The organism is Halomonas gemina (genome assembly GCF_023554995.1).
In the GTDB taxonomy this organism is placed as follows: domain Bacteria; phylum Pseudomonadota; class Gammaproteobacteria; order Pseudomonadales; family Halomonadaceae; genus Halomonas; species Halomonas gemina.
In genome coordinates, this window is record NZ_JAMJPK010000002.1 from 95994 (window position 1) to 108442 (window position 12449).

Consider the following 12449-nt stretch of genomic DNA (forward strand, 5'->3'; position numbering starts at 1 on the left):
CCTATCGAGGAGTCCCCACCATGCGCAAGCTCTCCGTCGCCCTCTGCCTCGGCCTGCTGGCCGTCGTCACCCTCCCGGTCCAGGCCGATGAGGTGGCCGTGCTCGACTGGCGCGCCGCGCTGATGGAGACCGACGCCGCTCAGCGTTCGATGAACGAGCTGCGCAATCGCCTGTCCGGCCAGCAGCAGGAGGCCGAGACCCTGGGCCAGGAGCTGCAGCAGATGCAGCAGCGCCTGCAGCAACAGGGCGAGAGCATGACCGAGACCGAGCGGCGCACGGCCATGCAGGCGTTCCAGCAGAAGGGGCAGCGCTTCGAGCAGCTGCGCCAGGAGATCGGCCAGGCGCGCCAGCAGTCCGAGCAGCAGTTCCTCCAGGAGGCCGAGCCCAAGCTGGACCAGGCCGTCCAGCAGGTCATCGACCGTCACGGCGTCGAGGTGCTGGTGGACCCGAACGGCGTGCTGCACGCCGAACGGGAGCTGCAGAACCTGACCGGGGAAGTCACCGAGATCCTCAACACCCTCCAATGAGCCGGCCGCCCCACGACAGCGAGTCCCCATGAACCAAGACGTCCGAACCCTCACACTGGCCGAGATCGCCGAGCGCCTGGGAGCCCGCCTCGAGGGGGACGGGGGACGGCAGGTGAGTGGCCTGGCCACGCTCAGGGATGCCGAGCCGGACCAGGTGGCCTTCCTCGCCAACCGCGCCTACCTCAAGGACCTGCCGGGAACCCGGGCGGCGGCGGTGCTGCTGGCGCCGGGCCATGCCGAGAGCTGTCCGGTGGCGCGCCTGGAGATGGACAACCCTTACCTCGGCTACGCCGAGCTGTCGCGGCTCTTCGACCCCCTGGCCGGGCGGTCCCCGGCCGGCATCCACCCCACGGCGGTGGTCGCCGACGATGTCCGCCTGGGCGAGCAGGTGGCCATCGGGCCCCAGGCGGTGATCGAGTCGGGGGTCGAGCTGGGTGACGAGGTGGTCGTCGGCCCGGGCTGCGTGGTGGGCGCCGACTCCCGCATCGGCCCCGGGTCGCGTCTGCATGCCAATGTCACCGTCTGCCATGGCGTGGTGATCGGGGCCCGGGCGATCCTGCACAGCGGCTGCGTGATCGGCGGCGACGGCTTCGGGTTCGCCCACGACGGGGCGCGCTGGCACAAGATCGCCCAGCTGGGCGGCGTGGTGCTGGGCGATGACGTCGAGGTGGGCAGCTGCTCGAGCATCGATCGCGGCGCGCTCGGCGACACCCTGATCGGTGACGACGTCAAGATCGACAGCCAGGTGCAGATCGCCCACAACGTGCAGATCGGCGACCATAGCGCCCTGGCCGGCTGCGTTGGCATCGCTGGTTCCACCCGGGTGGGCCGGCACTGCATGCTGGGGGGCGGCGTGGGGCTCTCCGGCCACCTGACCATCGCCGACGGGGTGCAGGTCACCGGGATGAGCCTGGTGACCAACTCGATTCTCGAGCCCGGGATCTACTCGTCGGGAACCGGCGCCATGGACAATGCCCAGTGGCGCCGCAACGCGGTGCGCTTCAAGCAGCTCGACGACATCGCGCGACGCCTGGCGCGGCTCGAGAAGGCCGGCCGCAGCGGTTGAGGCCGCGTCGCTGGGCGGTATAATCCACCGCCTGTTTCCGCCGGCCCCTGCCGCCGGCCATGCCCCTCCGCGGGGGGCATCCTGTCATTTCAGAGGTCGCTACGATGGTAATGGACATCAACGAGGTTCGTGAGTATCTGCCCCACCGCTACCCCTTCCTGCTGGTGGACCGGGTGACGGAGATCACCCTGGGCGAAGCCATCGTTGCCTACAAGAATGTCAGCATCAACGAGCCGTTCTTCAACGGCCATTTCCCGCATCATCCGATCATGCCCGGCGTGCTGGTGGTCGAGGCGCTGGCCCAGGCCTGCGGCATCCTCGGCTTCAAGACCGTCAACAAGCTGCCCGCCGACGGCTATGTCTACTACCTGGTGGCAAGCGACAACGTGCGCTTCAAGCGCCCGGTGATGCCGGGCGACCAGCTGGTGCTGGAAGCCAGGGTCCAACGCACCAAGCGTGGCATCTGGAAGTTCGCCTGCCGCGCCACGGTGGACGACGAACTGGTCTGCGAGGCCGACATCACCTGTGCCGAGAGGAAGGTCGCTTGATACACCCCACCGCCCTCATCGATCCCGCGGCGCGCCTGGCCGACGATGTCGAGGTCGGGCCCTTCACGGTGATCGGGCCCGATGTCGAGATCGGGCCCGGCAGCCACATCGGCCCCCATGTCGTGCTCAAGGGGCCCACCGTGCTGGGCGCGCGCACCCGCATCTTCCAGTTTGCCTCGGTGGGCGAGGACTGCCAGGACAAGAAGTACGCGGGAGAGCCGACCCGTCTGGTGATGGGCGACGACAACGTCATCCGCGAGGGGGCCACCCTGCACCGCGGTACCGCCCAGGATCGCGGCGAGACCACCATCGGCTCGCGCAACCTCTTCATGGCCTATGTGCACGTCGGCCACGACTGCGTGATCGGCAACGACTGCATCCTGGCCAACCAGGTAACCCTCGCCGGCCATGTGCACCTGGGCGACTCCGTCATCCTCGGGGGGCTCTCGGCCATCCACCAGTTCTGTCACTTCGGTGACCACGCCATGGCCGGCGGCGGGTCGATCATCACCAAGGACACTCCGGCCTACGTGATGATCAACGGCAACCCGGCCCAGGTCCATGGCCTGAACCTGGTGGGGCTCAAGCGCCGCGGCTTCTCCAAGGAGGCCATCCGCGCGCTGGGCGAGGCCTACAAGCTGGTCTACCGCCAGGGCCTCACCACCGAGCAGGCCCTGGTCGAGATCCGGGAGCGCTTCGCGCTGCCCGAGACCGAGGCCTTCGCCGCCTCCATCGAGGCCTCGACCCGCGGCATCATCCGCTGAGGAGGGCGGCGTCATGACGGTCCGGCGCGTCTACCTGGTCGCGGGCGAGCTTTCGGGCGACATCCTCGGCGCCGGCCTGATGCGTGCCCTCAAGGCCCGTCATCCCGGCGTCGCGTTCCGCGGCATCGGCGGCCCGCGCATGATCAAAGAGGGCATCGACAGCCGCTTCCCCCTGGAGACCCTCTCGGTGATGGGCCTGGTCGAGGTGCTCCGGCACCTGCCCGGCCTGGTTCGGGTCAGGCGAACCCTTCGGCAGGACGCACTCGACTGGCGGCCCGATATCATGGTTGGCATCGACGCCCCGGACTTCAACCTCGGGCTGGAGCGGCAGCTGCGCGAGGCCGGCCTGACCACCGCCCACTACGTCAGCCCCTCCGTCTGGGCCTGGCGGCAGGGGCGGGTCAAGGGCATCAGTCGGGCCGTCGACGCCATGCTGACCTTTCTGCCCTTCGAGGCGGCCTTCTATGCGCGGCACCGGGTGCCGGTGGCCTTCGTCGGCCACCCCCTGGCCGACGAGCTGCCCCTCGACAACGACCGTGCCGCCGCGCGTGCCGAGCTGGGCCTGGCCGATGCCGAGCAGGTGCTGGCCGTGCTGCCCGGCTCCCGGGCCAGCGAGATCCGTTTCCTGGGCGAGACCTTCCTCGCCGCTGCCGAGCGATTGTGTGCATCGCGGCCGGGCCTGCGGGTGGTGATCCCAGCCGCCACGCCCGAACGCCGCACCGAGCTGGAGGCGCGGCTTGCCGAGCATCCCGCCCTGGCGGGGCGCCTGAGCCTGGTCGACGGCCAGGCCCGCGAGGCCATGGTGGCCGCCGATGCGGTGCTGCTGGCCTCGGGCACCGCGGCGCTGGAGGCGATGCTCTGCCATCGCCCCATGCTGGTCGCCTACCGGATGGCACCGGCCACCCACTGGCTGGCCAGGCGGCTGGTCAAGACCGAGTGGATCTCGCTGCCCAACCTGATTGCCCGGGAGGGCCTGGTGCCGGAGCTGATCCAGGACGCGGCCAGCCCCGAGGCCATCGCCGAGCTCCTGGGCGAGATGCTCGACGATCCCGCGGGTCGGGCGGCCCTGGAGGCCCGCTTTGCGGCGATGCATGCCGGCCTGCAGCGCGATGCCAGCCGCCGGGCGGCCGAGGCCATCGAGGCGCTGGTGGCGGGGCAGCCCCTGCCGGCGAGCGTCGCCCCTGAGCAGGGCGTCGAGCAGCGCGGGGAGGTGGCGCCATGAGGGCCAAGGCGGGTGCGCGGGGCAAAGGGGCCCGCGAGCTGCCGCCGCTGGTGATCGACTATGCCGGCGAGCGCCTGGCCGGCGTCGACGAGGTGGGGCGCGGCCCGCTGGTCGGCCCGGTGGTCGCCGCCGCGGTGATCCTCGACCCGGCACGGCCCATCGCGGGCCTCGCCGATTCCAAGGCGCTCACCGCCCGGCGTCGCGAGGCCCTGGCGATCGAGGTCCGCGAGCGAGCACTGGCCTATGCCGTGGCCGAGGCGTCGGCCACCGAGGTGGACGCGCTCAACATCTACCATGCCACGCACCTCGCCATGCGCCGCGCCATCGATGCCCTGGTGCCGGCGGCCGAGTACCTGCTGGTAGACGGCAACCGGCTGCCCGGGCATCATGTCTCCGGCCAGGCGGTGGTCAAGGGCGATGCCCGCCACCCGGCCATCGCCGCCGCCTCGATACTGGCCAAGGTCGCCCGCGACGCAGGCATGGTGGCCCTCGATGCCCGGCACCCCGACTACGGTTTCGCCCGCCACAAGGGCTACCCGACCCGCGAGCACCTGGCCGCCCTTGAACGCCTGGGGCCGCTGCCGGAGCACCGTCGCTCCTTCGGTCCGGTAAAGCGCCAGCTGGCACTGTTCTGATTCACCAATCTCGAGCCCATCATGACCACGCCCTTCGTTCATCTTCGCGTCCACAGCGAATTCTCCCTGGTCGACGGCCTGGTGCGTCTCAAGCCGCTGGTCCAGGCCGCCGTGGACCAGGGCCTGCCGGCCCTGACGCTGACCGACGAGGCCAACCTCTTCGGTCTGGTCAAGTTCTACAAGGGCGCCCAGGGCGCGGGGCTCAAGCCGATCATCGGCAGCGACCTTTGGCTGGCCAATCCCCATGACGAGGGGCATCCCTATCGCCTGACGCTGCTGGCCATGGACGAAACCGGCTATCGCAACCTCACCGAGCTGATCTCGCGGGGCTGGATGCACGGCCAGCGCCAGGGCCAGGCGTTGCTGGACAAGGCCTGGGTGCTCGAGCAGAGCGCGGGGCTGATCGCGCTGTCCGGTGGCCGCGAAGGGGAGGTCGGCCGTCACCTGCTCAGCGACCATCACGACGAGGCCCGCGCCCTGATCGAGGAGTGGAGCACCGCCTTCCCGGCACGCTTCTATCTGGAGCTGACCCGCACCGGGCGGCCGCTGGAAGAGGAGTGCGTGCACCTCTCGGTGGACCTGGCCGTCGAGACCGGCACCCCGGTGGTGGCCACCAACGACGTGCGCTTCCTGGCGCGCGAGGACTACTGGGCCCACGAGACCCGCGTCGCCATCGGCGAGGGCAAGGCGCTGGACGACAAGCGCCGCGAGCGGCGCTACACCGAGGAGCAGTACCTCAAGAGCCCCGCGGAGATGGCGGAGCTGTTCGCCGACATTCCCGAGGCGCTGGAGAACAGCGTGATGATCGCCGCGCGCTGCAACGTGGAGGTGCGCCTGGGCGAGATCTTCCTGCCGGAGTTCGCGATTCCCGAGGGCATGACCCAGGACGAGTACTTCCGCAAGATCTCCCACGACGGCCTCACCGAGCGCCTGGATGTCCTCTATCCGGCCGAGCGCTATCCGCGCGACGGGGCGGAGTATGCCGAGATCGACGCCCGCTACCGCCAGCGGCTCGACTTCGAGCTCGACATCATCATCCAGATGGGCTTCCCCGGCTACTTCCTGATCGTGATGGACTTCATCCAGTGGGCCAAGGACAACGACGTCCCGGTGGGGCCGGGGCGTGGCTCGGGGGCCGGCTCGCTGGTGGCCTACGCCCAGAAGATCACCGACCTCGATCCCATCGGCTACGATCTGCTGTTCGAGCGCTTCCTCAACCCCGAGCGGGTCTCGATGCCCGACTTCGACGTCGACTTCTGCATGGAGAAGCGCGACCGGGTGATCGACTACGTGGCCGACCGCTACGGCCGCGACGCCGTCTCGCAGATCGTCACCTTCGGCACCATGGCCGCCAAGGCGGTGGTGCGCGACGTGGCCCGTGCCCAGGGCAAGCCCTATTCGCTGGGCGACAAGCTCTCCAAGCTGATCCCCTTCGAAGTCGGCATGACTCTGGCCAAGGCCATCGAGGCCGAACCCCAGCTCAAGGAGTTCATCGAGGCCGACGAGGAGGCCGCCGAGATCTGGGAGATGGCCCTGAAGCTCGAGGGCATCACCCGCGGTACCGGCAAGCACGCTGGCGGCGTGGTGATCGCGCCGACCAGGCTCACCGACTTCTCGCCGCTGCTGTGCGACGAGGACGGCAACGGCCTGGTGGTGCAGTTCGACAAGAACGACATCGAGGAGGCGGGGCTGGTCAAGTTCGACTTTCTCGGCCTGCGCACCCTGACCATCATCGACTGGGCGCTGGAGATGGTCGACAAGGTGCGCGCCGTCGAGGGGCAGGGGCCGCTGGACATCGACACCATCCCGCTCGACGACGCCCCGACCTTCGAGATGCTCAAGAAGGCCGAGACCACGGCGGTCTTCCAGCTCGAATCCCGCGGCATGAAGGAACTGATCAAGCGCCTGCTGCCCGATTCGCTGGAGGACATGATCGCCCTGGTGGCGCTGTTCCGCCCCGGCCCGCTGCAGTCGGGCATGGTCGACGACTTCATCAACCGCAAGCACGGCCGGGCGGAGATCTCCTATCCCCACCCGGACTACCAGCACGAGCTCCTGAAGCCGGTCCTCGGGCCCACCTACGGCATCATCCTCTACCAGGAGCAGGTGATGCAGATCGCTCAGGTGATGGCGGGCTACTCGCTGGGCCAGGCCGACATGCTGCGCCGCGCCATGGGCAAGAAGAAGCCCGAGGAGATGGCCAAGCAGCGCGCCGGCTTCATGGAGGGCTGCGCGGCCAACGGCATCGACAAGGACCTCGCCGGCAACATCTTCGACCTGGTGGAGAAGTTCGCCGGCTACGGCTTCAACAAGTCGCACTCGGCGGCCTACGCGCTGGTCTCCTACCAGACCGCCTGGCTCAAGGCGCATTATCCCGGGCCCTTCATGGCCGCGGTGATGTCCACCGAGATGGACAACCTCGACAAGGTGGTGCCGCTGATCGAGGAGTGCCGCCACCTGGGCCTCACGGTGACCCCGCCGGACGTCAACGTCGGCGGCTACAAGTTCACCGTCGACGACCAGGCGCGGGTCGTCTATGGCCTGGGCGCGATCCGTGGGGTCGGCGAGGGCCCCATCGGCGCCATCGTCGAGGCCCGCGAGGTGGACGGCCCCTTCGAGGACCTCTTCGACTTCTGCCGCCGGGTCGATCCCAAGCGCATGAACAAGCGGACCCTGGAGGCGCTGATCCGCTCCGGCGCCCTGGACACCCTGGGGCCGAGCCGTGCGGTGCTCACCGCGGCACTGGAGGATGCCCTGAAGGCGGCGGTCCAGACCCAGACCAACCAGAACCTGGGAATGATGGACATGTTCGGCGAGGCCTTCGTCGACGAGTCGGCCGAGGATGCCTACGCCGACTACCGCCAGGCCCGCGAGTGGAGCGACAAGGAGCGCCTGGCCGGCGAGAAGGAGACCCTGGGGCTCTACCTCACCGGCCACCCCATCGACGAGTACGAGGGCGAGCTCGCCCGCTTCGTCTCGACCCGCATCAGCGACCTCAAGCCCTCCCGGGAGCCCCAGCGGGTGGCGGGTCTGGTGGTCGGCGTGCGGACCATGAAGTCCAAGCGCGGCGATACCATGGCCTTCATCACCCTGGACGACCGCACCGGGCGCATCGAGGCCTCGCTGTTCGGCGAGCTCTATGACCAGCTGCGCGGTCGCCTCGAGGCCGACCAGGTGATGATCGTCGAGGGCGAAGTGTCCAGCGACGACTACTCCGGCGGCCTGCGCCTGCGCGGCAAGGAGGTCACGCCGATGGTCGAGGCGCGCAGTCGCTTCGGACAGGCGGTGGAGCTCTCGCTGGACGGCGGCCGCCTCAACGGGCGGCTGGTGGACACGCTGCGCGCGAGCCTCGCGCCCTTCTGCGACGGGGAGGGCCTGCCGGTGCGGCTGCGCTACCGCAATGCCGAGGCCTCGGGCTGGCTGGAGCTCGCCGAGGAGTGGCGCGTCACGCCGAGCGACGAGCTGCTCACCGGCCTGCGCGAGGTGCAGGGCCAGGATGGGGTAAGGCTGAAGTATCGGTAACTGGCTGCGAGCTGCGGCTTGTAGCATGCCAGCGAGGGGCGCCGGGGACAGGTCGAAGAGGGGGTCCTATTCCAGGGATGGAATCGGTAGCGCCCAGGGAAGGGTTCACAGCGCCCCCTCGAAGACCCTGTCGCCGGAACAGCCTCGAGCGGTGCGATAAGCCTGCAGCCTACGGAGCTCGCCTTGCGCCGCACGTTGAGGGTGCCATAATGCCAGCCACTTCACTTTTCGCGCCGCGCCTGGCCTCGACGGGCAGGGCGGTGAAACACGACAAGGCATCCGGCCAATGAATCCGAACTATCTCGACTTCGAACAGCCCATCGCCGAACTCCAGGCCAAGATCGAGGAGCTGCGGCTGGTCGGCAACGACAGCCAGGTCAACCTCAGCGACGAGATCGGCCGGCTCGAGGAGAAGAGCCGCAAGCTCACCGAGTCGATCTTCAAGGACCTTTCCCCCTGGCAGGTCTCGCAGCTCTCGCGCCATCCCAAGCGCCCCTACACCCTGGACTACCTGGAGCACGTCTTCAGCGACTTCGACGAGCTCCACGGTGATCGCAAGTTCGCCGACGATGCCGCCATCGTCGGCGGCGTGGCGCGCCTGGATGACAAGCCGGTGATGGTGATCGGCCACCAGAAGGGGCGCGACGTCCACGAGAAGGTACGCCGCAACTTCGGCATGCCGCGCCCCGAGGGCTACCGCAAGGCGTGCCGTCTGATGGAGATGGCCGAGCGCTTCAGGATGCCGGTGCTGACCTTCATCGACACGCCGGGCGCCTATCCGGGTATCGATGCCGAGGAGCGCGGCCAGTCCGAGGCCATCGCCTACAACCTGGCGGTGATGTCGCGCCTGAGGACGCCGATCGTCGCCACCGTGGTCGGCGAGGGCGGCTCCGGCGGCGCGCTGGCCATCGGTGTCTGCGATGAGCTGGCCATGCTGCAGTACTCCACCTACTCGGTGATCTCCCCCGAGGGCTGCGCCTCCATCCTCTGGAAGAGCGCCGAGAAGGCCTCCGATGCGGCCCAGGCCATGGGCATCACCGCCGAGCGCCTCAAGGAGCTGGGACTGGTCGATACCCTGATTCCTGAGCCCCTGGGCGGTGCCCACCGCCATCCGGTGACCACTGCCGAGCGGGTCAAGGCGTCGCTCCAGGCAAGCCTCGACCGCCTGGAGGCACTGGACACGGACCAGATGCTGGCGCGTCGCTACGAGCGCCTGATGAGCTACGGGGCACCCGTCTAAGGGCCGTTCTGCGCTCTGCCATGTCCCTTCAGTGCCTGATCGATCGCGCCCTGGCGGCTACCCCGCCGGGGCGTTGCGTCTGGGTGGCTCTCTCCGGCGGCCTGGACTCCTCGCTGCTGCTGACCCTGGCCGCCGCGGCCGCTCACCGTCACCCCCGCCCCCTGCGTGCCCTGCATGTCCACCATGGGCTGCAGCCCGCCGCCGACGCTTTCGAGCGCCACTGCCGGCGGCTCTGTTCGCGCCTCGGTGTGCCGCTGTTCGTGGAAGGTGTCGCCGTCGACCGGGCCGCCGGGCAGGGCCTGGAAGGGGCGGCCCGGGAGGCGCGCTATGCCGCCTTCGCTCGGCGCGTGAGACCCGGGGAGACCCTCTGGCTGGCCCAGCACCGGGATGACCAGGCCGAGACCTTTTTGCTGGCCGCCCTGCGCGGCAGCGGGGTGGGCGGCCTGGCCGGGATGGCGGCGTGTCGCGCCTGGTGCGACCGGCGACTCGAGCGCCCATTGCTCGATGTCGCCCGCTCGACCCTCGAGGCCGAAGCGGGGCGTCGGGGACTGGCCTGGGTGGAGGACCCCTCCAACGATGACCAGGGCCTGGATCGTAACTTCCTGCGCCACACCGTGCTGCCGCGGCTGGCGTACCGCTGGCCGCATGCCGTCGCGGCCCTCTCCCGCAGCACGGCGCTGGCCGGTGAGGCCGACGCCCTGCTCGCCGAACTCGCCGAACTCGACCTCGAGCGCCTGGGCGGTGACCCCGGCCGGCTGTCGGTACCGGGCCTCGCGGCGCTCTCCGACCCTCGCCGACGCCTGCTGGTGCGCCATTGCTGCGCGCGGCTGGGCCTTACGCGGCCGCCGGCGCGCCGGCTCGAGACGCTGCTGGCCCAGCTCGGTGCCGGGGAGGATGCCGAGGTGCGGGTGGCCTGGCCCGGTGCCGAGGCCAGGGTCTGGCGAGGGCGGCTCCACCTGCTCGCGCCCCCTGAAGCGCTGCCGGCCGGCTGGCAGGCCGAGTGGGACGGTCACGCGCCGCTGATGACGCCGCTGGGCGAGGTGCGGGTCGCGCTGGGCCGGGCCGACGGTGCGCCAGCCCGCCTGCAGGTGGGGCCACGGCAGGGGGGTGAGCGGCTGCGGCTGCCCGGCCGAGGCGGGCGCGACCTCAAGCGGCTGCTGCAGGAGCTTGGCGTGCCGACCTGGGAGCGCGGGCGGCTGCTGGTGGTGCGGGCGGGTGACACCCCGGTGGCGCTGCTCGACCCGCTGGAAGGGGCGTGGCTGGTGCTCGCCGAGGGCTGGGTCAGCCGCGCAGCACCAGGGGGAAGTCCGCGGCCTGCTGGTAGGCCGCCTCCTGCTCCAGGTCGTTGAGCAGCAGCGCCGGGGGCTCGTCGCCGGCCAGCGTCAGCGTCAGCGTCTCGCCCTCGGCCTCGAGCCGCGGCACGGCGGGGAGCTGCTCGGGCCGCGAGTGGTTGAGGATCACCGCCAGGCGCAGCAACCGCGCCAGGCGGGCGTGGGGACGGCGTTCCGACTCGGGCAGGGCCTGCCACTCCTTGACCGGGAACTTGCGACGGTGGGCGCGCACCAGGAAGGCCAGCAGGCGCTGCTCGGGACGCGAGAAGCCGGCCAGGTCGGAGTACTCCAGCAGGTAGGCGCCATGGCGATGGAACTGGCTGTGGGAGATGGCCAGGCCGATCTCGTGCAGTCGGCTGCCCCAGTCGAGGAAGCGCGCCTGGTCGTCGTCGAGGCCCCAGGCATCGCGCACCTGGTCGAGCAGGGCACCGGCGGTGGCCGCCACGTTGTCGGCCTGCCGGCCGTCCACCTGGTAGTTGCGGGCCAGGCCGTCCAGGGTCTTGAGGCGCGAGTCCTCGGGACTGTTGCGCCCCACCATGTCGTAGAGCACCCCCTCGCGCAGGGCCCCGTCGGCATAGCGCATTCGCTCCAGGTCGAAGGCCTCGAAGATCGCGCCGAGGATCGCCACCCCGGCCGGAAAGACCCGCGAGCGGTCGGCCTTGAGCCCCTCCATGGCCACCTTGTCGAGCTTCTTGCACTTGATCAGGCGCTTGCGCAGGGCGGCCAGGCCGGTGCGGGTGATCATCCCCTCCGGGACATCCCCGGCGGCCGCGATCACCGCGGCCGCCGCCTTGATGGTGCCGCTGGAGCCCACCGGGTCGGCCCAGCCCAGACGCTGGTAGGGGCGCTGGATGTTGGCCAGTTCCGAGAGGGCAGCGAGCTCCGCCTTGCGCATGCGCTTCTCGCTGATCTCGCCCCCCTCGAAGAAGCGGCGGGTGAAGGTCACGCAGCCCATGCGCAGGCTCTCCAGCGCCAGGGGCTCGAAGCGCTCGCCGATGATGAACTCCGTGGAGCCGCCGCCGATGTCGACGATCAGCCGGCGGCCGTCCTCGGCCAGGGCGTGGGCCGCACCCAGGTAGATCAGGCGGGCCTCCTCGCGGCCGGCGATGATCTCGATGCGGTGGCCGAGCAGGGCCTCGGCGCGCTCGATCAGCGCCTGGCTGTTGGTCGCATCGCGCAGCGCGTTGGTGCCCACCACCCGCAGGTGGCCTGGGGTGATGTCCTCGAGGAAGGGGGCGAAGCGGGCCAGGCAGTCCAGGGCGCGCTGCATCGCCGCCTCGCCGAGCCGGCCGTCGTCGTCGAGGCCGGCGGCCAGCTGGACCTTCTCGCCGAGGCGGGCCACTACCTGCAGGCGGTCGTCCCGGTAGTTGGCCACCAGCAGGTGGAAGCTGTTGGAGCCGAGGTCGATGGCGGCGAGCCGGGTGGGATCGCCGGCCACGGCAGCCGGAAGCGGGTTGGCAGCGGAGGGCGCCGGGTCCTGTGGCGAGGTCATGGCAGTTCCTTCGGATCGGTCAGGGGCAAGGGTGCGCGGCGCTCCCGGTCGTGTCAATTGTCGCGGGTCCCGGGGCTTGCGTTCGCTCGCCGCCTTGACTAG

The 12449-nt window shown here is 70.2% G+C and carries 10 protein-coding genes; 9 read left to right on the forward strand and 1 reads right to left on the reverse strand.

Annotated elements, in window-relative coordinates; all coding sequences use genetic code 11:
• Nucleotides 1–20 precede the first annotated feature (20 nt).
• The 9 genes from M8009_RS04525 (at nucleotide 21) to tilS (ending at nucleotide 10873) form a co-directional block, all read left to right on the forward strand.
• On the forward strand, nucleotides 21–527 hold the full coding sequence (locus tag M8009_RS04525) for an OmpH/Skp family outer membrane protein (RefSeq protein WP_250059572.1): 507 nt from the start codon (nucleotides 21–23) through the stop codon (nucleotides 525–527).
• A 28-nt stretch (nucleotides 528–555) separates the two neighbouring features.
• Nucleotides 556–1593: a UDP-3-O-(3-hydroxymyristoyl)glucosamine N-acyltransferase gene (gene lpxD, locus M8009_RS04530; protein ID WP_250059573.1), complete on the forward strand. Its 1038-nt coding sequence runs from the start codon at nucleotides 556–558 to the stop codon at nucleotides 1591–1593.
• 104 nt (nucleotides 1594–1697) lie between these two features.
• Nucleotides 1698–2141 carry a 3-hydroxyacyl-ACP dehydratase FabZ gene (gene fabZ / locus M8009_RS04535; RefSeq protein WP_250059574.1) on the forward strand — a complete coding sequence of 148 codons (444 nt, stop codon included), beginning with the start codon at nucleotides 1698–1700 and terminating at the stop codon, nucleotides 2139–2141.
• Complete coding sequence (gene lpxA / locus M8009_RS04540; protein ID WP_250059575.1) at nucleotides 2138–2905, forward strand: acyl-ACP--UDP-N-acetylglucosamine O-acyltransferase; 768 nt, start codon at nucleotides 2138–2140, stop codon at nucleotides 2903–2905. The genes fabZ and lpxA overlap by 4 nt, the downstream gene beginning before the upstream one ends.
• A gap of 13 nt (nucleotides 2906–2918) precedes the next feature.
• The gene (lpxB, locus tag M8009_RS04545; RefSeq protein WP_250059576.1) at nucleotides 2919–4127 is read left to right on the forward strand and encodes a lipid-A-disaccharide synthase; all 1209 of its coding nucleotides are present in this window, start codon (nucleotides 2919–2921) and stop codon (nucleotides 4125–4127) included.
• Complete coding sequence (gene rnhB, locus M8009_RS04550) at nucleotides 4124–4762, forward strand: ribonuclease HII (protein ID WP_250059577.1); 639 nt, start codon at nucleotides 4124–4126, stop codon at nucleotides 4760–4762. The genes lpxB and rnhB overlap by 4 nt, the downstream gene beginning before the upstream one ends.
• A gap of 21 nt (nucleotides 4763–4783) precedes the next feature.
• Nucleotides 4784–8284, forward strand: coding sequence for a DNA polymerase III subunit alpha (gene dnaE / locus M8009_RS04555; protein WP_250059578.1), 3501 nt, complete (start codon nucleotides 4784–4786; stop codon nucleotides 8282–8284).
• Nucleotides 8285–8570: 286 nt separating this feature from the next.
• Complete coding sequence (gene accA / locus M8009_RS04560) at nucleotides 8571–9524, forward strand: acetyl-CoA carboxylase carboxyl transferase subunit alpha (protein WP_250059579.1); 954 nt, start codon at nucleotides 8571–8573, stop codon at nucleotides 9522–9524.
• A 20-nt stretch (nucleotides 9525–9544) separates the two neighbouring features.
• Nucleotides 9545–10873 (forward strand): tRNA lysidine(34) synthetase TilS, encoded by a 1329-nt coding sequence (tilS, locus tag M8009_RS04565; RefSeq protein ID WP_250059580.1) that lies wholly within the window; start codon nucleotides 9545–9547, stop codon nucleotides 10871–10873.
• On the opposite strand, the gene ppx is transcribed toward tilS, so the two are convergent.
• Entirely contained in the window at nucleotides 10806–12347 is a 1542-nt protein-coding gene (gene ppx / locus M8009_RS04570) for an exopolyphosphatase (RefSeq protein WP_250059581.1), read from the reverse strand. The genes tilS and ppx overlap by 68 nt on opposite strands.
• Nucleotides 12348–12449: the final 102 nt, after the last annotated feature.